At 34.1% G+C, this 21,359-nt stretch carries 23 protein-coding genes; 7 read left to right on the top strand and 16 right to left on the bottom strand.

What is annotated here, in order from left to right:
* Positions 1 to 27: 27 nt before the first annotated feature.
* The 10 genes from ftsY to recR form a co-directional block, all read right to left on the bottom strand.
* Positions 28 to 984 (bottom strand): signal recognition particle-docking protein FtsY, encoded by a 957-nt coding sequence (ftsY, locus tag P163_RS10805; protein WP_034890817.1) that lies wholly within the window; start codon positions 982 to 984, stop codon positions 28 to 30.
* A 135-nt stretch (positions 985 to 1,119) separates the two neighbouring features.
* Complete coding sequence (locus P163_RS18175) at positions 1,120 to 1,272, bottom strand: DUF4295 domain-containing protein (RefSeq protein WP_081891329.1); 153 nt, start codon at positions 1,270 to 1,272, stop codon at positions 1,120 to 1,122.
* A gap of 7 nt (positions 1,273 to 1,279) precedes the next feature.
* On the bottom strand, positions 1,280 to 1,462 hold the full coding sequence (rpmG, locus tag P163_RS10800) for a 50S ribosomal protein L33 (RefSeq protein ID WP_034890814.1): 183 nt from the start codon (positions 1,460 to 1,462) through the stop codon (positions 1,280 to 1,282).
* Between the two features lie 25 nt (positions 1,463 to 1,487).
* On the bottom strand, positions 1,488 to 1,727 hold the full coding sequence (gene rpmB, locus P163_RS10795) for a 50S ribosomal protein L28 (protein ID WP_034890811.1): 240 nt from the start codon (positions 1,725 to 1,727) through the stop codon (positions 1,488 to 1,490).
* Positions 1,728 to 1,886: 159 nt separating this feature from the next.
* Positions 1,887 to 3,137, bottom strand: coding sequence for a competence/damage-inducible protein A (locus P163_RS10790; RefSeq protein ID WP_034890808.1), 1,251 nt, complete (start codon positions 3,135 to 3,137; stop codon positions 1,887 to 1,889).
* Positions 3,137 to 3,478, bottom strand: a complete 342-nt coding sequence (locus P163_RS10785; RefSeq protein ID WP_034890806.1) for an Hpt domain-containing protein — start codon at positions 3,476 to 3,478, stop codon at positions 3,137 to 3,139. Before P163_RS10785 ends, P163_RS10790 begins: the two co-directional genes overlap by 1 nt.
* Positions 3,479 to 4,093, bottom strand: coding sequence for a fumarylacetoacetate hydrolase family protein (locus tag P163_RS10780; RefSeq protein ID WP_034890803.1), 615 nt, complete (start codon positions 4,091 to 4,093; stop codon positions 3,479 to 3,481). It abuts the gene before it with no gap.
* A 25-nt stretch (positions 4,094 to 4,118) separates the two neighbouring features.
* Positions 4,119 to 4,895, bottom strand: a complete 777-nt coding sequence (locus P163_RS10775) for a 3'-5' exonuclease (protein WP_034890801.1) — start codon at positions 4,893 to 4,895, stop codon at positions 4,119 to 4,121.
* A gap of 167 nt (positions 4,896 to 5,062) precedes the next feature.
* Entirely contained in the window at positions 5,063 to 6,376 is a 1,314-nt protein-coding gene (locus tag P163_RS10770; protein WP_034890799.1) for a dihydrolipoamide acetyltransferase family protein, read from the bottom strand.
* A gap of 229 nt (positions 6,377 to 6,605) precedes the next feature.
* A complete protein-coding gene (gene recR / locus P163_RS10765) occupies positions 6,606 to 7,223 on the bottom strand; it encodes a recombination mediator RecR (protein WP_034890797.1) in 618 nt (205 codons plus the stop codon).
* 105 nt (positions 7,224 to 7,328) lie between these two features.
* Here recR and P163_RS10760 point away from each other — a divergent pair, with 105 nt between their 5' ends.
* Positions 7,329 to 8,774, top strand: a complete 1,446-nt coding sequence (locus P163_RS10760) for a sodium:solute symporter (protein WP_034890793.1) — start codon at positions 7,329 to 7,331, stop codon at positions 8,772 to 8,774.
* Here the strand turns inward: P163_RS10760 and P163_RS10755 are convergent.
* The 4 genes from P163_RS10755 to P163_RS10740 all read right to left on the bottom strand — a co-directional run bounded on the left by P163_RS10755 (position 8,745) and on the right by P163_RS10740 (position 12,606).
* Positions 8,745 to 9,110 (bottom strand): CoA-binding protein, encoded by a 366-nt coding sequence (locus P163_RS10755; RefSeq protein ID WP_034890791.1) that lies wholly within the window; start codon positions 9,108 to 9,110, stop codon positions 8,745 to 8,747. The genes P163_RS10760 and P163_RS10755 overlap by 30 nt on opposite strands.
* Positions 9,111 to 9,316: 206 nt before the next feature.
* Positions 9,317 to 10,327: a 3-oxoacyl-ACP synthase III family protein gene (locus tag P163_RS10750; protein WP_034890789.1), complete on the bottom strand. Its 1,011-nt coding sequence runs from the start codon at positions 10,325 to 10,327 to the stop codon at positions 9,317 to 9,319.
* Between the two features lie 215 nt (positions 10,328 to 10,542).
* Positions 10,543 to 11,850: an ABC1 kinase family protein gene (locus tag P163_RS10745; protein WP_034890787.1), complete on the bottom strand. Its 1,308-nt coding sequence runs from the start codon at positions 11,848 to 11,850 to the stop codon at positions 10,543 to 10,545.
* A 69-nt stretch (positions 11,851 to 11,919) separates the two neighbouring features.
* Positions 11,920 to 12,606, bottom strand: a complete 687-nt coding sequence (locus P163_RS10740) for a TetR family transcriptional regulator C-terminal domain-containing protein (RefSeq protein ID WP_034890785.1) — start codon at positions 12,604 to 12,606, stop codon at positions 11,920 to 11,922.
* Positions 12,607 to 12,828: 222 nt separating this feature from the next.
* Between P163_RS10740 and htpG the strand changes: the two genes are divergently transcribed.
* On the top strand, positions 12,829 to 14,715 hold the full coding sequence (gene htpG, locus P163_RS10735) for a molecular chaperone HtpG (RefSeq protein ID WP_034890783.1): 1,887 nt from the start codon (positions 12,829 to 12,831) through the stop codon (positions 14,713 to 14,715).
* A 115-nt stretch (positions 14,716 to 14,830) separates the two neighbouring features.
* Positions 14,831 to 15,658, top strand: a complete 828-nt coding sequence (locus P163_RS10730) for a hypothetical protein (RefSeq protein WP_034890781.1) — start codon at positions 14,831 to 14,833, stop codon at positions 15,656 to 15,658.
* 9 nt (positions 15,659 to 15,667) lie between these two features.
* Here the strand turns inward: P163_RS10730 and P163_RS10725 are convergent, their stop codons facing one another.
* Positions 15,668 to 17,875, bottom strand: coding sequence for an ATP-binding protein (locus tag P163_RS10725; RefSeq protein WP_034890779.1), 2,208 nt, complete (start codon positions 17,873 to 17,875; stop codon positions 15,668 to 15,670).
* A gap of 182 nt (positions 17,876 to 18,057) precedes the next feature.
* Between P163_RS10725 and P163_RS10720 the strand changes: the two genes are divergently transcribed.
* Positions 18,058 to 18,417: a MauE/DoxX family redox-associated membrane protein gene (locus P163_RS10720; RefSeq protein ID WP_034890777.1), complete on the top strand. Its 360-nt coding sequence runs from the start codon at positions 18,058 to 18,060 to the stop codon at positions 18,415 to 18,417.
* A gap of 12 nt (positions 18,418 to 18,429) precedes the next feature.
* Entirely contained in the window at positions 18,430 to 19,020 is a 591-nt protein-coding gene (locus P163_RS10715) for an alpha-ketoglutarate-dependent dioxygenase AlkB family protein (protein WP_034890775.1), read from the top strand.
* Positions 19,021 to 19,102: 82 nt separating this feature from the next.
* Here P163_RS10715 and P163_RS10710 read toward each other — a convergent pair whose 3' ends face one another.
* Positions 19,103 to 19,885, bottom strand: coding sequence for a S1/P1 nuclease (locus P163_RS10710; protein ID WP_034890773.1), 783 nt, complete (start codon positions 19,883 to 19,885; stop codon positions 19,103 to 19,105).
* A 118-nt stretch (positions 19,886 to 20,003) separates the two neighbouring features.
* Here P163_RS10710 and P163_RS10705 point away from each other — a divergent pair, with 118 nt between their 5' ends.
* Both P163_RS10705 and P163_RS10700 read left to right on the top strand, forming a co-directional pair.
* Entirely contained in the window at positions 20,004 to 20,867 is an 864-nt protein-coding gene (locus tag P163_RS10705; protein WP_034890771.1) for an SPFH domain-containing protein, read from the top strand.
* A gap of 3 nt (positions 20,868 to 20,870) precedes the next feature.
* On the top strand, positions 20,871 to 21,356 hold the full coding sequence (locus tag P163_RS10700; protein WP_034890770.1) for a hypothetical protein: 486 nt from the start codon (positions 20,871 to 20,873) through the stop codon (positions 21,354 to 21,356).
* The last annotated feature ends 3 nt before the right edge of the window (positions 21,357 to 21,359 follow it).

Here is a 21,359-nt window from a genome sequence, read left to right as displayed (position 1 = left end):
GATTAATTTTAGGTATGATCGGCACCTCTATTTTTTAAAAAAAGAATCAACAAATTCGAATTTATTGAATACTTGAAGATCTTCGATACCTTCTCCTACACCAATATACTTTACAGGAATTTTAAATTGATCGCTAATACCTATCACCACACCACCTTTAGCCGTACCATCTAATTTAGTTACAGCAAGAGACGTTACTTCTGTTGCTGCTGTAAATTGTTTAGCCTGCTCAAAAGCATTCTGACCGGTAGAACCATCTAACACTAATAAAACTTCATGAGGAGCATCTGGAATTACCTTTTGCATCACACGCTTTACCTTAGTAAGTTCATTCATAAGATTCACTTTATTGTGCAATCTTCCTGCAGTATCAATAATTAGAACATCTACATCCTGCTTTACAGCACTTTGAACAGAATCAAAAGCTACCGATGCTGGATCACTACCCATTTGCTGCTTAACTATTGGCACCTGAGTTCTATCTGCCCAGATTTGAAGCTGATCTATTGCAGCGGCTCTAAATGTGTCTGCAGCTCCCAACATTACATTTTTACCTTCTTTCTTAAATTGATGAGCTAGTTTTCCAATGGTAGTTGTTTTTCCAACTCCGTTTACCCCTACAACCATAACCACGTAAGGTTTTTTACCTGCCGGAATTTGAAAACCATCACCTTCCCCACCACTAGTTTCAGAAAGTAAGGCAGCTATTTCTTCTCTTAATATTTCATTGAGCTCTTCTGTACCCAGGTATTTATCTCTAGCTACTCGCTCTTCAATTCTATTAATGATCTTGATAGTAGTTGCAACTCCTACATCACTACTAACCAATACATCCTCTAAATCATCTAAAACCTCATCATCTACCTTAGATTTACCAGCAACGGCTTTACTCATTTTAGAAAGGAAATTAGATTTAGATTTCTCTAACCCCTTGTCTAAAGTCTCCTTTTTCTCTTTGGAAAAAATCTTTTTAAATAAACTCATTATTTTTTGGACGTATTAAACTCAATATTATTGATATTTTAAACTATCAACACTTACAATTCAGCTGTAAATATACACAAAAAGGAAAAGCCGTCCAGATGACTCCGGACGGCTTTTAAAATATTTTGAAATAATTTACTTTTTGCTTAAAAAGTCATTTACGTTCTCTGGGACCATAATTGCTTCCACAAAAGTATATGCACCTGTTTTAGGTGATTTTACCATTTTGATGGCTTTAGTCAATCTCTTGGAACCTGTTTGTAATGATGCTACTGATTTCTTTGCCATGGCTTACTTATTTAATTTCTTTATGAACAGTCATTTTCTTAAGAATTGGGTTAAATTTCTTTAACTCCATTCTATCTGGCGTGTTCTTTTTATTTTTTGTTGTAATATATCTTGAAGTACCTGGTCTACCAGATTCTTTGTGCTCTGTACATTCTAAGATTACCTGTATTCTGTTACCTTTCTTTGCCATTTCTCTATATCTTAACGGTTAAGGATTATTTAGTTAAATAACCTTTTTCTCTCGCTTCTTTCATAACAGCAGAGATACCTTTTTTATTGATGTTTTTTAGTGCAGATGCAGAAACCTTTAAAGTTACCCATCTATCTTCCTCAGGAATATAAAAACGCTTCTTTAATAAGTTGATATTAAATCTACGCTTGGTTTTGTTCATGGCGTGAGAAACATTGTTCCCTACCATTGCTCTTTTACCTGTAAGCTCACAAACTCTTGACATTGCTTTATACTTTATTGTTATTTCAAAACAGGCTGCAAATTAACGATTTTTTTACATAACAGCCAACACAAAATTAAAAATAATTAGAGGTTTTTTTTGTGCCTTTAAAACTACCTGCCAGAGCAGCACTCCTTACCATACTTAATAAGCACTATATAATCAATTATGGTTCAATTCTTTAAGGAGTAATTCAAAAGCTTTATTCACCGCCTTATTCACCACTTGCTCTCTATTTTTCCCTAATTGATATTCCACAGAAAAAACTCGATCTGGAGTAGCAACTCCTATAAAAACAGTACCAATCTCTACATCACTGTCTCCTTTAGCAGGGCCGGCATTTCCAGTGGTAGAAATAGCGTAATCAGACTTAAAGAGCTTCTTAGCATTTTCTGCCATTTTTTCTGCCACTTCCCCACTAACCACACTATATTTTTCAATAATATTAGCTGGTACATTAAGGATATCTTCTTTCATTTTTGTGGCGTAAGTAACCAATCCGCCTTTAAAACATCTAGAAGCCCCAGGATTTAATGTAAAAGCCGCAGCCAATTCTCCTCCTGTACAACTTTCAGCAAAACAAAGTGATTGTTGCTTAGATGCTAGAAGATTATTAATGCTCATAGCTATATCTTGATCTTCTCCATCTTTACTAGGCAAAATATCCTCTAAAAGTGGATAGATCTTTTCAAACTCTACCTCAATACTTTCTTTTAGTTTTTCTTCATTATCCCCCTTCCCGGAAAGTCTTAATCGCACAGAACCATAACTAGGTAAATACGCTAGCTTTATATGTGCAGGTAGTGCTTCCTCCCATGCTTCGATCCTCTGGGCAATAGCGCTCTCCCCTAGCCCATAAGTTCTAATGGTTTTATGATAAATGAAAGGCCTATTAAAATCTGATATTAACTTAGGTATAACCTCATACTCCATCAAAGATCTCATTTCAAAAGGCACGCCGGGCATAGCAACAAAAACAGTCTTATCCTTTTCGATCCAGATTCCCGGTGCCGTTCCGTATTTATTAAAAAGCACTGTAGATTTAGAAAGAACCATTGCTTGGTCTCGGTTCATATCTGAAATTGGAGTAGAAACTATCTTTTCAAAAAGATCTTCTATATGATCCAGCACAGATTGATCTTTTACTAAATGATCTTCAAAATACTCACAAAAAGTATGTTTTGTAATGTCGTCTTTTGTGGGCCCAAGACCTCCAGTAATAATTACCAGATCTGCTCTTAAATTAGCATCCTTAAGCGTAGAAAGAATATGTTCTCTATTATCCTGTATAGAAGTGATCTGATTTACAGAAATTCCGATCTTATTTAGCTCTTTAGCAATAAAAACAGAATTTGTATCCACGATCTGACCGATCAAAATTTCATCACCAATAGTAATAATCTCTGCCGTCATTATAAACCGAAATCATTTTTTAGCTCTATTTCTGCTAAAGAGACTTTTTTAGAGATCTTATTACCAGCTTCCTTGGCGCTGGCATCATTTTTATTTTCTTTAGACCAAGCCTCTATAATAAGAACCTGATCCATTAATTGTAATCCAAATAATTCTAGATTTGGCTTCATCTTATGAGCAAACTGGTAAGCCAAACTAGGGTTATCATTATCTATTGCTTCGATCATAGAATTAACATCTGGCGGGATCTCTTCTAAAAAGGTTTGTACAATGATCTTTAAAAAATCCTCATCTCCCCCAGCCATTTCATTCACGCTGTCTAAGTTGTAACTTTTACTCATCTATTTTACTTGAATTGAAAACATTTCTTCTTTTTCTAAAAATCCTGTCAACCTATCATTAGGCTCTACTTTACCTACTCCTTCTGGAGTTCCGGTGAAAATAATATCGCCAATTTTCAGTGTAAAATATTGCGAAACATAGGCGATGATCTCATCTATCTTCCATAACATATCTGAAGTATTGCCCGATTGAACCTTTTGTTGATTCTTTTCTAAGCTAAAGTTAACATTATTTATATTCTGAAAAGCATTTTTATCTATCCATTTCTCACCAATAACCGCTGCTCCATCAAAAGATTTCGCCTTTTCCCAAGGTAATCCCTTTTCTTTCAATTCATTTTGAAGGTCTCTGGCAGTAAAATCTATTCCTAAACCTACTTCATCGTAATATTTATGAGCAAATTTGGACTGAATATATTTTCCTACTTTCTTGATTTTAACCAACACTTCCACCTCATAATGCACATCATTACTGAAATCTGGAATAAAGAAAGGTTGCTTTTTTAATAAAATAGCGGTATCAGGCTTAAGAAATATTACCGGATCTTTAGGCTTTTCATTCTGAAGCTCAGAAATATGAGCTCCATAATTTCTACCAATACAGATTATTTTCATGGTCTATCCAATTAACTTTGAAAACTTATTTTAGCTTCGTATTCAACTTTCTTAATTTAATAGCAGTAAGAACTTTTTTAGTATATAACGGAAAATCTGCATTTTGGATCCATCCATAATAACCTGGCTCATCTTCCAATACTTTTTCTACATATTTACCTTTAAACTTTCCAAAAGCAAAAACTTCAGCTCCTTTTTTATCAAAAGCAATAAACCCTGCAAAGTCTGCAAAATTTCTTCTAGAACTATATTGTCCTAACCACGATATATCATTTTCTAAATCTTCGTATCTATCTAACTGAGATTTCAACACCTCATATGTTGCATTGGTATCTGCCTCTGCAGAATGCGCTCCTTCTAAAGTCTCTCCGCAATAAAATTTATAGGCTGCAGAAAGCGTTCTCTGCTCCATTTTATGAAAGATAGTCTGTACATCTACAGAAACTACATTTTTCATATCAAAATCTACATCTGCTCTTAATAATTCTTCTACTAGTAATGGAATATCAAACCTATTAGAATTAAATCCTCCAAGATCACACCCCTTTATCATTTCATGAACTTTAGGGGCTAACTCTCTAAAAGTAGGCTCATTTTCCACACGTTCATTAGAAATACCATGAATCTCAATTACTTCAGCAGGGATCTTCATCTCCGGATTTACCAGCCAAGTTTTACTTTCTTTATTTCCGTTAGGAAAAACCTTTAAAACTGATATTTCTACAATACGATCTTTAGCCACATTTGTCCCCGTAGTTTCCAGATCAAAAAAACAAATTGGCTTAGTAAGTTTCAACTCCATAAATGAATGCTTAATTTTCGCAAAGATACTATAAAAATATCGGGGCAGTACCCATATTTGCAAGAGAAGACACCAGACAGCGGCATATATTATTGAAATAGAAAAACCGCTTAAAAAGCCTTTATCGAGCTTTCTAAACGGTTTATTAAACTTATATGGAGTACTTATTAAACCACTCTATTTTTATCAAAAGATTCTAAATATTGCGCAACTCTTTGAACAAACTGTCCACCTAGAGCTCCATTTACAACTCTATGGTCATAACTATGAGATAGTATCATTTTATATCTTATACCAATAAAATCACCCTCTGGAGTTTCTATAACAGCTGGTACTTTTCTAATTGCACCCAACGCTAAAATTGCCACTTGTGGTTGATTAATAATAGGAGTTCCCATAATACTTCCAAAAGTACCTACGTTGGTAACTGTATAAGTACCACCTTGAATATCATCTGGCTTTAATTTATTTGCTCGGGCTCTGTTAGCAAGATCATTCACTTCTTTCGCCAAGCCTACTAAATTTAGTCTGTCTGCGTTTTTAATTACAGGAACAATAAGGTTACCATCTGGTAACGCTGCTGCCATCCCTAAGTTGATGTTTTTCTTTTTGATGATAGTATCTCCATCTACAGAGATATTGATCATGGGGAAATCTTTAATGGCCTTTGCAATCGCCTCCATGAAAATTGGAGTAAAGGTCAACTTCTCCCCTTCACGCTTAGCAAAAGCATCTTTATGCTTATTTCTCCAATTCCAGATAGTTGTTACATCTACTTCTATAAAAGATTGAACATGGGCTGAAGTTTGATTACTCTGCACCATATGATGAGCGATCATCTTACCCATTCTGGTCATTTCAATAATCTCATCTTCTCCATTTACACTTACAGGAGCAGCTTTTTGCTGAACAGGAGCACTTGCTGCTGGTTTAGCGGAAGCTAATGGCTGAGATGCCGGCGTTGATGATCTATTTTCTACATAATCTAAAATGTCATTCTTTGTAACACGACCTTCTTTTCCCGATCCCTGAACTTTTTCTAATTCTTCTAATGAGATCCCTTCTTGCTTGGCAATATTCTTTACCAAGGGAGAATAAAATCTATCTGAATCTGAAAAATCTGTTGAACTATGAGATGTTGTATTATCTTTAGCAGCAGTTACAGTATTTTCTACATCTTTTACCATGGCATCTGAAGGCGCAACTTCAGATTGAGAAGAATTTTCCTCTTCACCATCACCATCCGTCTCTATAATGGCTATAGTTTGACCAACTTTTACAACATCATCGGTTTGAAAAAGGATTTCCACCAACTTTCCATCAACCTCACTTGGCACTTCACTATCTACTTTATCTGTAGCAATTTCAAGTACCGCTTCATCTGCCTCGATGGTATCTCCAACTTCTTTTAACCAATTAGTAATTGTTGCTTCCGCAACACTCTCGCCCATTTTGGGTAATTTAAGTTCAAACTTTGCCATATTCTTATCTCAAAGATGTTTTTTATAATTATGATTGCGAAATTACTAAATTTTACTTTTAAGAAATATTAAATATTTAATAAATAAAATTTAACAAAACCCACTGCAATCGCTTTAATTTCTCTTTTGGCTTAAAATACAATTTCAAAAGCATTAATTAACTCTATAATCATTGTTTTAAGCCATTCTGTGTTATAATTTCTGAAAGCAACTTACAACTTAGGCTCTTTTAATTTTTTAAGGAACTTTCAAAAGGTACTCTATTAGTGATACTTCTTCCTAAAGTTACCTCATCTGCAAATTCCAGTTCATCTCCTACAGAAATACCTCGAGCAATAGTTGAAGTTTTGATCGCAGCCCCTTCCAATTGTTTAAATATATAGAAATTGGTAGTATCTCCTTCCAAAGTGCTGCTCAATGCAAAAATGATCTCTTCTACTTCTCCTAACTTCACTTTATCTATTAGCGATTTAATAGTAAGTTGAGAGGGACCTATTCCATCCATAGGACTTATCTTGCCTCCCAACACATGATATAGACCTCGATACTGACCCGTATTTTCAATAGCCATAACATCCCTAATATCTTCCACCACACAAACTATCTCTTTTAATCTGTTTGGATTAGCGCAAATATCACAAATTCTAGTATCGCTAATATTATGACAGTTCTCACAAAGCTTTATTTGGGTTCTTAGATTTGTAAGCGCCCCAGAAAGTTGCACGGTTTGAGATTCTGGTTGCTTTAGTAAATGTAATACCAATCTTAATGCGGTACGCTTTCCTATTCCCGGAAGTTGAGACATTTCGGCCACGGCCTGTCCTAATAATTTAGATGAAAAATCCATGGTTCAAAAATACACAATTTTGATGCATCTCCATAAATTTAAGAAGAAGGGAACTTCAAATTGTTCAACACATTATTTGTAATTTGCGACCGCAAATATATTTTCATGCAATCAACTTATATTCTGCTGCTCATTGCAGCTTATTTTGGAGTACTTATTTTAATCTCCTTCCTTACCGGAAAAAATTCAGACAATGCAGCATTTTTTAAAGCTAACAGGCAATCTCCCTGGTATATAGTTGCTTTTGGGATGATTGGCGCTTCTTTAAGCGGAGTAACCTTTATATCTGTTCCCGGTTTAATAGAATCTAATCAATTCAGTTATTTTCAGGTAGTTTTGGGATATACCTTGGGATATCTCGTAATTGGAACAGTGCTGCTACCACTCTATTATAAGATGAACCTTATTTCTATCTATACCTATTTAGAGGAAAGGTTTGGTAGGAATTCTTATAAAACTGGAGCTTCATTTTTCTTATTATCTAGAATTGTGGGCGCCAGTTTTAGACTTTTTCTTGTTGCAAATGTTTTACAAATCATACTGTTCGATAATTTAGGAATACCCTTTTGGGCTACGGTAGTAATGACCATTGCTCTTATTTGGCTATATACCTTTAGATCTGGAATTAAAACCATTGTCTATACAGATACTTTACAAACCCTATGTATGCTAATTGCTGTAGGCGTTAGCATCTATTATGTCTCAGATGATCTTGGTATACAAGGAGCAGACCTAATTTCTCATATCACAAATAGTGAACTTTCTAAGATCTTCTTTTTCGATGACTATAAAAGTGCAGATTACTTCTGGAAGCAGTTTATTTCTGGTGCGTTTATAGCAATAGTAATGACAGGTCTAGATCAGGATATGATGCAAAAAAATCTTACCTGTAGAAATCTGAAAGATGCACAGAAGAACATGTTTTGGTTCACTATTGTGCTAGTTTTCGTAAATCTATTCTTTATGGCTTTAGGAATATTACTTACAGAATACGCCAGACGAAACGGAATTGATGCTTCTAAAGATGACCTTTTTCCAGTAATAGCAACACAAAGTGGCCTAGGAATAGGAATAGCAACTTTCTTTGTTCTTGGATTGATAGCTGCAGCTTATAGTAGTGCAGATAGCGCATTAACTTCTCTTACAACCTCTTTTAGTATTGATATTATTGATATTGAAAGAAGATTTAGCCCTGCTAGGCAAGAAAGTATCAGAAAGCAAATTCATATAGCCATTTCAATATTGTTGATCTTGGTAATAGTATCTTTTAAATACTTTATAAAAGATGAAAGTGTAATTGCTAAGCTATTCGTATTTACCGGCTATACCTATGGCCCACTATTAGGTCTATTTAGTTTCGGAATGTTTACCAAATGGCAGGTTAAAGATAAACTGGTGCCCATTATTGCAATTCTATCTCCTATCCTAAGTTACTTTATTAGCGTAAATAGCTTAGCTTGGTTTGGCTTTGAATTTGGTTTCTTTATACTAATATTAAATGGAGCATTAACCTTTCTTGGTCTAGTATTGATTCGTACCCAACATCACTAACGTACAGGCCACTTCTATCTCAATATTATTTGCTTTTAGCAATTTATAGAATTCAGGATTTTCTGTTCCCGGATTAAAAATCACCCTAATTGGTTGTAAGGAAATTATATATTCGTAATATTCTACCTGCCTTTTAGGGTTTAGATATAATGTAACGGTATCTATTTCCGGAAAATCTTCTAACGCTGTAGTAATTGAGATTCCTGCAACTTCCCCTTTTCTAAGTCCAATTGCAACTACGGGTTGATCGTAGGTTACCAATCTATTAATAGCAATATTCGAATATCTAGATGGATTGGTAGATGCACCTAGCACTAATGTTTTTTTCTTTTCCATAAAACAAAGTTACAGCATTATTAAGATTGTAACAAAATAGAAATTTCTCGGTCCTTATAAAAAATATGAGATCTACATTTTAAAGCTCTTCTTAAGCTTAATGAGCAGCGATGTTAACTCTTGAAGATTCTATTTGTTTATTTATTAGCAAAAAACCCGAGCTTTGGTTGAGCTCGGGTTTTTAATTTTATAAAGCTAATTTAATTTTACCATTCTATTATAGCACTTCCCCAAGTAAATCCGCTTCCAAAGGCTGCTAATACAACTATATCTCCTTCTTTTATTTTTCCTTGTTCCCAGGCTTCTGTAAGCGCTATAGGTATGGAGGCAGCTGTTGTATTTCCATATTTCTGAATATTATTAAAAACCTTATCATCTGGCAATTTAAATTTCTGCTGAATAAATTGAGAGATTCTCAAATTAGCCTGATGTGGTATTAACATATCTATATCTTTAACCTCCAGACCATTTGCAACTAAGCCTTCATTAATTACCTCAGAAAAACGCTGTATAGCATGTTTAAACACAAATTGTCCATTCATGTATGGATAATATGGAATATCATCTCCTTGCGGATTTTCAGCTATTATTTCTGGTACCCAATGTTCTGTACTAGGACCTTTTAAAGATAATTCTAAAGCATGCCTTCCTTCAGAATGAAGATGAGTAGATAATATGCCTTGTCCTAAATGAGCACTTCTAGTAACTACTGCAGCACCAGCTCCATCGCCAAAGATAACAGAGACAGACCTACCTCTTGTAGTAAAGTCTAAACCTCCACTATGGTTTTCACTTCCAATAACTAAGATATTCTTGTACATCCCGGTTTTTATGAATTGGTCTGCCACAGATAGTGCGTATACAAACCCACTACATTGGTTTCTTACATCTAACGAAGGACAAGTATCTATATCTAATATTTCCTGTACTTGTACACCACATCCAGGAAAATAGTAATCTGGACTTAAGGTGGCAAAAATGATGAAATCTATATCATCTTTAGAAATATTAGCACGCTCTATAGCGATCTTTGCTGCTTTTGCCCCCATTACAGAGGTAGAATTACCATCGCCTTTCTTTATATGATGACGCTCCTTAATTCCCGTACGCTCTTGGATCCACGCATCATTGGTATCCATTAATTTTGAAAGGTCTTCGTTAGTTACCACATTCTCCGGCACGTAACTTCCTAGCCCGGCAATTTTAGATTGATACATTCTTGAAAATTATGTAATTAATAATTATTGCTATTAAATTTAAGCATTTAATAATTTTTTGCGGCGCAATATAAGAAACATTAACATCCAAATACTAGTAAGAAGTTGCATTTCAATCGCTCGATCTTTGATTTACCATATAAAAAGTATAAAAATGCGAAAAGCGTGCCTTAAGTTTAAGACACGCTTTTCTAACAACCTAACCAATAAAAACCTTATATATATTTTTTATAATTGTTAATTTCAACCTTAGCTTCTAGATCATGCAATAAATTATATAACCCAAAGAATGTTCTGTTGATATAAAGAAAATGCTTACTACCTCTATTACCATTCATTTTTCTAAGCTCTGTATCTTTACTATATTTCTCACTAAGAGCTGTAATGCTCTCCCAAAAAGATCCATCAGCGAAATCGAAAGTTTCTTTATGAAAAGGGCTTGTAAATAAACTTAACATTTGATAGAATAGTTCAGAAAAGAATTTGACCTCTTTTTCCGAATCGTCTGCTCTCAAAATCTCAAGCTCAAAAAGCTTTTTATTAAAGAATTCAGGATCATTAATATTATCAATATTTGCAAGCTCAAAATAAGGAATATAGAAATCTTCTGGTACTTCTTTAATACAACCAAAATCTATTGCTATTAAATTAGCATCTTTATCTACCATGAAGTTTCCTGGATGTGGATCTGCATGAACTGCTCTTAATTGATGCATCTGATACATATAAAAATCCCATAAGGCCTGACCTAATTTATTAGCTTTATCCTGATCGTTATTTTCCTTGGCAAATTCACTTAAGTGCTTACCATCCATCCAATCCATTGTAATTATTCGCTCACTTGATAGCTCTTCATAATATTTTGGGAATCTAAGATTGGGAATATGTTGACAGGCCTTAGAGATGTTTTTACTTTGTTCAACTTCGAGTAGATAGTCTGTTTCTTCTAATAACTTACCCTCTACTTCTTTAAAATATTTACTAGAATCCTTACCTTGGAGATTGAACATTCTAGTTGCTATTGGTTTTACCATTGCAAGATCTGAACTGATACTGTCTGCAACCCCCGGATATTGGATTTTCACAGCAAGTTTCTTCCCATCTTTTGTTGCCTTATGCACCTGTCCGATGCTAGCGGCGTTAACGGATTGGGTTGCAAACGTATCATACAGTTCTTCGGGATACTTCCCATTGTATTTTTTGAAGGTCTTTCTAACCAATGGAGCAGATAATGGAGGAACACTAAACTGTGCTAGAGAAAATTTTTCTACATATGCACTTGGCAGCAAACTCTTTTCCATAGATAACATCTGTGCTACTTTAAGCGCGCTACCTTTTAAACTCTTTAAGCCATCATATATGTCTGTAGCATTATTCTCATCCAGTTCATCTCTGGTTAACTGCGGGTCAAAAGCCTTTTTACTATAATATTTAAGATAATTACCACCAATTTTTACACCGGTCTGAACCATCTTAGATGTTCTTCCTAATTTCCCTGTTGGTATCTTATCTATAGTCTTCATAATTCTAAATATTTGGTAACCTAGCACAATATCACGTAGTGCTATAAAACTGTAAGGTTATTTTAGATCTTATCCCCTTCTTTCTTTCCAAAGAAATTTTCCTAAATCTAAAATTCTTTCTAAAGGAGTATTGTCAAAAAGATCAAACACTGTATTTACAGACTTTTCTATGGCAACATCTGTACTCTCAAATTTTGGAGAATTATCATCTTTCCAAAATTTTAAAATAAATAATAATTGTAACCAAGTAGCTTCAGAAAAAATTGTTTCAGGTTGTTTTAAGATCTTAACCGATTTATCTTCATTACCCTCCTGAATCAATCCTCTGGCAAATTCTTTTACTCTCTTTCTTAAACCTTTTAATTGCTCAAGATTCTTCATCATCTCTGGCTCGTCTGAGAGTGTAAATAGCACATAACTTCTGTTTGCTGTAAGCAATTCAAAAAATGTATAGTAGAAAGTAAGTAGCTTTTCTCTAGTTGTGAAAGATTCAAATTCCGGACTTTGCATTAACAAGCTCATCGTATTATCATAAAACTCATTCCAAATTCCTTTTCTTAATCCGTCAAAACTTCCATAGAATTCATAGAACTGATCTTCAGTAATTCCATTGTCTTTACAAAATTTGTAAATATTCTTAGGCATAGTATCATGTTCCAAGACGTATTCCATATACATAGAAATTAATTTATTTCTATCCAATGTTAGAGGAAGTGCTTTCTTAGATTTCTCTGCTGTTGATTTCTTCTGTACCATATCAATTAATTCTAATGTAAATATACAAACTGTTTAACCTTTTTCAATAAACATCAAACAAAAATGTTTGTTAAATATATACGGGTTAATAATAGCTATGGTTTTAGACGGTTTAAATAGCTTATAATTACACAATGCCAGTTTGGCAGAATAATTTACTTGGTATTTTTTTTGACTATAGTTAAAGACAGTAAATAAATTATTTAATTAAAATTCAATTATATGGCAACCGGAAATATTAATGTATCTGTAGAGAACATTTTTCCTCTTATAAAGAAGTTTCTTTATAGCGATCACGAGATCTTTCTTAGGGAGTTAATTTCTAACGCAACAGATGCGACCTTGAAATTAAAACATCTTACCAGTATTGGGGAGATAGATGTAGAATATGGAAATCCTAAAATAGAAGTTAAGGTTGATAAGGAGAATAAAACCCTTCATATCATAGACCAAGGAATTGGGATGACCAAAGAAGAAGTTGAGAAATACATCAACGAAGTGGCTTTTTCTGGAGCTGAAGAATTCTTAGAAAAATATAAAGACTCTGCCAAAGACAGTGGAATTATTGGCCATTTTGGACTAGGTTTCTATTCTGCATTTATGGTAGCCAATAAAGTAGAGATCTTTACTAAATCTTATAAAGATGAGCCAGCAGCACATTGGACTTGTGAAGGTTCTACAGAATTTACCTTAGAGACAGCGGACAAAACAGATCGCGGAACAGAGATCATTCTTCATATAAATGAAGAAGACAATCAATTCTTAGAAGAGAATAGAATTAGTGAACTACTTGTAAAGTATAACAAGTTTATGCCAGTGCCAATTAAATTTGGTACCACTCAAGAAGAATTACCTCTTCCAGAAGATGCTGCAGAAGATGCAAAAGCAGAAACTGTAGAAGTAGATAACATTATAAATAATCCTACTCCGGCTTGGACCAAGCAACCTACAGAGCTAGAAGATAAAGATTATAAAGATTTTTATAGAGAGCTGTATCCTATGCAGTTCGAAGATCCTTTGTTTCATATTCACTTAAATGTAGACTATCCTTTTAACCTTACAGGAATTCTATATTTCCCAAAGATGGGACAGGATATGAACATTCAAAAAGATAAGATTCAACTTTACCAGAACCAAGTATATGTAACAGATAATGTTGAGGGAATTGTTCCAGAATTCTTAACCATGTTGCGCGGTGTAATAGACTCTCCAGACATCCCATTAAACGTATCTAGATCTTACTTACAGGCAGATGGTGCGGTTAAAAAGATCTCTAGCTATATTACTAGAAAAGTAGCAGATAAGCTGAAATCGCTCTTCACTAATAATCGAGAAGAATTCGAGAAAAAGTGGAATGATATTAAAATTGTGATTGAATACGGGATGCTTTCTGAAGATAAATTCTTTGAAAAAGCAGATAAATTCGCACTATATCCAACGGTAGATAATAAGTTTTACACTTTTGAAGAGTTGCAAGAGAGCATCAAAGATAATCATACCGATAAAGATGGTAATATGGTGATTCTTTATGCTTCCAATCAGGATGCTCAGCACAGTTATATCCAAGCTGCAAAAGATAAAGGATATGAAGTACTCCTATTAGATTCTCCAATAGTTTCACATCTTATTCAAAAGTTAGAAAGCTCCAAAGAAAAGATTTCTTTTGTGAGAGTAGATAGTGATCATGTAGATAATTTAATTAAAAAGGATGACGATAAGATCTCTAAACTTTCTGAAGAGGAAAAAGAGAAATTAAAGACTGACTTTGAAAAGGTTGTGCCAAAAGAAAAATATTCCGTACAACTGGAAGCTATGGATAGTACCGCGGCTCCTCTTATAATTACTCAACCCGAGTTTATGAGAAGAATGAAAGAAATGCAGCAAACCGGTGGCGGTGGTATGTTTGGAATGGGAAATATGCCAGAGATGTACAATTTAGTGGTTAATACCAATCATGAATTGATCTCGGAGATCTTAAACTCTAATTCTGAGGAAAAACAGGAAAGATTGATCAAGCAATCTTTGGACCTAGCTCGTTTATCTCAAAACTTATTAAAAGGTGAAGAGCTTACTGCCTTTATCAAAAGAAGTTTTGAAATGGTAAAATAGAAAGCCCGTAAAATAAATTTGTAAAGAACCGTTCTAACTCAAGACATAGTTAGGGCGGTTTTTAACTTTAAGTAGTTTTAGAAACCTTTTGTACATTTAATCAAAATAGAACTTTATGAAGAATGCATTTGTTTTAATCATGTTATTAGCACTTAGCGGCTGTAACCAAGCCCAGAAAAAAGATAGTAATATGGCAGAGCCAATAGAAACAGAACCAAACTCGGGTATTGGTGATGGCGCAGTATCTCCGGCGGTAGCATTTGCACAAAGTATAGAGAATACTCATAATAAAAGTGCTTGGAATGATCACACCGCAGTAGCGTTCGATATTAATTTGAAATTTGGTGGAAGTGAGCGTTTAAATGCTAAGATTACCAGTCTTACCAATTCTTCCAAGATCAGAATAGATAAAGAAAATGGAGACAAGCTGATTTATGATGGAGCAGAAGTATTTTTATGTCCACAAACAGCTGTAGATAAAGGAGCAAGATTTGACATGTTTACGTGGCAATACTTCTTTGCAATGCCATTTAAACTAACAGATCCAGGAACTAACTGGGAAAGCATGCCAACTAGAAAGCAGGATAGTATGGAGTACCCAACGGGAAGATTAACATTTGGAGATAATATTGGAGATGCACCAGATGATTGGTATATTATTTATCAAAACCCAAAAAATAACTTACTACATGCTGCTGCTTATGTGGTAACATTTGGATCTGAATTAGAGAAAGCAAATGAGAACCCTCATGCTATAGTATATTCCAACTACGTAAAAGTTGATAGTGTTAATATGGCTACACATTGGGATTTTCACGAATGGAATGAAACGGATGGTATTGGCAAGAAATTAGGGGAAGCAGACCTTAGCGATATTGTATTTTTCGACGCTCATGCCGATCTTTTTCAAAAGCCTGAAAATTCTAAAATTATAACAAAGTAATAGTAACTTCTAGGTTAAGACCTCAGCTTGAATATTTCTATAGATTACCTGGTAGAATGTTGAATTGTCGTAAGGTTTTACAATGATGTCATTCATACCGGCTTCATGAATTTCCTCACGAATTTCTTCAATCTCTACGGCGGTTAATGCAATTATAGGAATTACTGGATTAAACAATCTTATCATTCTTGTTGCTTCCAGTCCGGAAATTCCCGGCATGTTGAGGTCCATTAAAACCAGATCAAAATGTTCATCTTTTATAGCATCTACTGCAGCTATCCCATTATCACGAATTTCACATCTAAAGGATTTTTGCTCTAGGATTCTTTGGGTTACTACCTGATTTATTCTATTATCATCTACCACTAATATGCGCTTACCAACGGCATTCTGTTGCATTTGAATATCAGACTCGAGAACTCTAGAATCTGCTTTTTCCTGTTTTACATCTTTTTCGAATAAGATCTCAAAACTAAAAGTAGAGCCTACACCCTCTGTACTCTCCAAATGGATGTCTGAATCGAATAAGTTCAATAATTTCTTTACAATTGGAAGTCCAAGTCCGGTTCCCTGGTAGTTATAGTTAGAAGATTTAAGTTGAGAGAATTCTTCAAAGATCATTTGCTGCTTATTTTCAGGAATCCCCAAACCATCATCCTTAATATCAAAATGTATCCTCACCATATTATCCTCTTCTTCAGCTATCAATTTTAGCTTTAACCAGATGTTACCGCGTTCATTGAACTTCATAGCATTTCCAACTAGATTCATCAGAATTTGGGAAAGTCGAACAGGGTCTCCTATAATATTTTTAGGAATTGCAGGATCAAAATCCAGGTGAATAACGTTTTTATTTTGAAGTCGGGTAAATTCAAAAGACTTCACAATACTATTCATAAGATCTGTAAGATTAAATGATAAATGCTCCAACTTTAATAGATTGGATTCCATTTTATTCATTTGCAATACATCATTAATAAGAGCCAGAAGATAATCTGCAGAGAATTTAAGCGATTGTAGGTCGCTTTCATGCTTTTGAAGGGATTTATCTTCTAATAAGATTGAAGTAAGACCGATAACTCCGTAAAGAGGTGTTCTTAACTCATGACTAATGGTAGAAAAGAACTTGGTTTTTAAAACTGTTAGTCGCTCTGCTTGTTCTTTTGCACTTATCAGTTCTGTATTCTTAACACTCAGTTCTGATATTAGTTTACGCCTAGACCTATTTATGAAATACAAAGCCATTAAGATGAAAATAAGTACAAGTGAAGAGATAATAAGAATAAACATCTTCTCTCTAGATTTTTCTATGACCTCATCCTTAAAAAGTTGTTCTTTTTTGGCTACTTCCAGATCCTTTTGATATTCACTTACGTCAAATCTTGCATTGGCAGACTCTATTTGATAGATCTTATCATTCTCAAAGATCTTATCCTTAAGTTCAACATTTTTTTTAAGCGCTAAAAATGCTTCCTGATACTCTCCTTTGCTATATAAAAGTTTTGCATATTCATCATAAGCATGAGAAGATTCTAATATTAAGCCCTTCTTATCTGCAATCGCTATTGCATATTCTAAATACGGCTTGGCTTTATCAAGTTCACCAATTCCCATATAATATCTACCGGATATATATTCTATAAATGTATTTTCTTCCTCCGGCAAGTATTCATCTTTAATAGCTCGTGCTCTTTTGATATAAGGCGCTGCTTTCTCGTATTTTTTATTATCAATGTACGTCCATGCTATATTTAAGGTGGGAGAAAAAGATTTATCTGTCATCCCCAATTTATCGGTTAGCTCTATAGTCTTAAGATAATAATCTATCCCTTTTTGAGTGGTGTTCTTGTCTTCAGAATAGGTGTTCCCAAGATCATTATAAGCCCCAATAAGAATGGTATCATTCTTTAAATTTAGCGCATGTCCTAATGCTTCCACATAATGTTTTCTAGACCTAAGGGTATCATTTAGATCTTGATAACTGTGTCCTAAAAGTTTATTTCCTTGATATTTGTAATAGAGATCTCCATCTACACTTGCTTCCTCTAGCAAGGTCATAGCTTTTTCTATTGCTTCCTTATAATCATACTGTTTGTGCTCTTCTTCGGCTTCTACATAAATAGATTCCAGACATGCCAATCTCGAAGAATCGCTCTGCGCATAAGAATAACTAAAGCTTAATATAATTAGTAAGAATATGAAGTAATTTTTCTTCAATAGAGTTAAGTTTATAAAGATTAGATTTCGGGGTGGGAAGTTACTCTAATTAAGAGTATTAAACAATTATCTGAATAACAAAAACCTAGAAAAACTGCAATTAGATTTATATTTTGAGACTAGGCTTGATATAATGACAATTAATTCTTAATATTTACTACAATAACTTAAATTAGAATTTTATGAACTATCCATGGCATTTGTACTTAATGGGATTTATGTATATCCTTGCTGGCTGTATCCATTTTATTAAACCCAAGGTCTACATGCGAATAATGCCTAGATATTTACCTGCGCACAAGAGTCTGGTATATCTTAGTGGTTTAGCAGAAATACTCTTAGGAATAGGTCTATTCTTTCCGGAAACAAAGAATATTTCAATATACCTGATCATATTAATGTTACTCGTATTTTTAATGGTACATTTTTATATGCTTTCTTCTAAAAAAGCAGCTGCAGGTATACCACGGTGGGCATTATTTCTTAGAATTCCGTTACAGTTTTTATTAATATGGTGGGCGTATTTTTATCTCCCTCTATAATTATTAACGAAGATGAAAACAGACCTGAAAATTTATGATCTTATAGATGCAGAGATCTGGTATTATCCGAATTTCTTATCTGCTCCAATTGCAAATACGTATTACAACTTCCTATTAAATAATTTAGATTGGAAACAATACGATATTAAGATCTTTGGAAAATTGATTCCTCAACCCAGATTAACATCTTTATATGCCATTAACTCTCAGGCTTATTCTTACTCCAATCTCACCTTGCACCCCAAATCTTATCCTTCAGAATTACTAAATATTTCTAAGGAGCTGGAAAAATTGACAGATCTAAAATTCACTCATTGCCTCGCAAATCTTTATAGAAATGGTAATGACAGTATGGGGTGGCATGCAGATAATGAGAAGGAACTTGGGCCAAACCCTATAATTGCTTCTGTAAGTTTAGGAGCAGAGCGAAAATTTCAGCTAAAACATAAAGAACGTAAAGATCAACGATTTGAACTTCATCTAAAGCATGGTAGTTTATTGATAATGAAAGGTAAAACTCAACACTTCTGGAAACACCAACTGCCAAAAACTAAAAAGATCGATACTTCCAGAATAAATCTTACCTTCAGAACCATCCTCTAATTTTACTTTAAAAAAAAGATCGGCTACTTTAAGAGTAGCCGATCTTTTTTAATTTATAAACTTTAAAAGTTCAGAATAAATTCTAGTTGTAGATCTCATTTAATACCGATGCTAATCTTAATCCGCCCTTTTCTAATTGCTCTCTAACCACAGGAAACCAGTCATACATATATCTGTAGCTTAACTTTTCACCTATATCTGCAGAATTATATACTTTTTCACTTAACATCTTAGACTCGTACATCCAATCCTCAAAAGATCCGGCAGTGATCGTTCTTCGCTCAGTTTCCGAAAATTTCACGGTGTTATTTGCAAGTTCAGAAAAGCTCATGTCATAACTATCAATCATATCACTATCCCATAGTCTGTGTAGGTTGGATCCATCATTAAACCATCTAATTTGAATATCATTCCCTCCTTTATCTTCTCCTCTACCGGTATGAAGCGGTTGATGAAGATCTCCCATAAAATGGATCAACATTTTTAGATAGAATTCTTTATCATCTTTACTACTGTTCTTGTCTTTAAGAACTTTTACGCATTTTCTAAGACCTTGGAGAAGATCTCCTTTTTCATTAGCATCTTCTGCTTTATATTCAGTAGCATCTTTAGGAAGGTTCACATAATGATAAACTCCAAATTCCCTAAATCTTGGATCACTTTTAATTTCATCGGCAAAAGTAGAAACTAAAGCTAAACTTTGACCCTTCAAAATTTTAGCAATTTCTTTTCTAGCTTCTTTAGACAGATGTTTGGAGGCAATCTCTGCAGTAGTTCTATGCCCAGTTTGTCCCCAGTAATAATTAGCAGAAAATCCTGAAATACCGGATAACATTAATGCCATTGCTACAATAATATGTTTCATAAGATCAATTTTTTCACAAATATATAGAACCTCAACCTTTTTACTCTAAAAAAACTTAATACTAAATTTAATATAGTATATTTATGATATCATTTTAATATCAACTAATTCTAAAATTATGACAACCAACGAAAAAACGTTAAAACCACCAAGTGGCTATATTATGCTGTTTGTGATCTTCTTCTTTCTTATTATAGGAGTTGGAGGTATAATAGCATTAAAAAGTGGATGGTTTATACTTCTCATTATTTTATCGCTTCTTTTGGCTATGGGTTTGATCTTAGTGAATCCAAATGAATCTCGAGTACTATTATTGTTTGGGGATTACACAGGTACTGTAAAAAGCAATGGTTTGTTTTGGGTGAATCCATTCTATACAAAGAAGAAGATCTCTCTTAGAGCACGAAATTTTGATAGTGAGAGATTGAAGGTGAATGATAAGCTTGGAAACCCTATAATGATAAGCACCATTTTAGTATGGCGCGTAGAGGATACTTATAAAGCTTCCTTTGACGTTAATAACTTCGAGAACTTTGTGGTGGTACAAACAGATGCAGCAGTTAGAAAATTAGCAAGTTTGTATCCGTATGATAATTTTGCAGATGAAGGTCTGGATGAAGATATTACCTTAAGAGCCAGTGTAAATGAAGTAAGTGAGGCGTTGGAGAAAGAATTAGAAGAGCGTTTAGACATTGCAGGAATTGAAGTTTTGGAGGCACGAATAGGATATTTGGCGTATGCCAATGAGATTGCCAGTGCAATGCTTAAAAGGCAACAAGCCACTGCTATTGTTGCAGCAAGACATAAAATTGTTGAGGGCGCAGTAAGTATGGTAGAAATGGCCTTAGATGAATTAAGTAGAAAAAATATTGTGCATCTGGATGATGAAAGACGTGCTGCAATGGTAAGTAACTTAATGGTGGTGCTTTGTAGCGATAAAGATGCCTCGCCAATTGTAAATGCAGGAACTCTTAATCATTAACAGATGCACGTTTTTAAAGAAGAACAGAAATTCAACCAGTGGTGGGTGTATGCCATTGTATTTTTTACCGGTGCAGGTTCTACTATCAGTATATATAATGAGACTGATGGATTTACAAATTTTAAGGAAGCAGGACCTATTTTGTTTGGATTGTTCTTAATTGGCATCATGGTCTATCTATTTTCGTTACGACTAAAAACAAAAATAAGTAAAGTTGGTATAGAAGCTAATTTTAGACCCCTGCCTTTCTTTAAAAGAGAATATAGGTGGAATGAGATAGCTTCCTGCCATGTTAGAAAATACTCTGCTATTACAGAATATGGTGGATGGGGAATAAGAGGTTTATTTCCGACTAAAGCTTACACAGTTCGCGGGAGTTATGGCATTCAAATTGTAACCAAAGACAATGTGCATTTTTTGATAGGCACGCAAAAACCGGAAAAAGCAAAAGCAACCGTTAAGAGGTACACGCAGAAACATGAAAATTAATCT

Source organism: Gillisia sp. Hel_I_29 (genome assembly GCF_000744275.1).
Lineage (GTDB): Bacteria > Bacteroidota > Bacteroidia > Flavobacteriales > Flavobacteriaceae > Gillisia.
The sequence above is the reverse complement of the archived record's forward strand: the minus strand, read 5'-3'. Positions and strand labels throughout refer to the sequence as shown.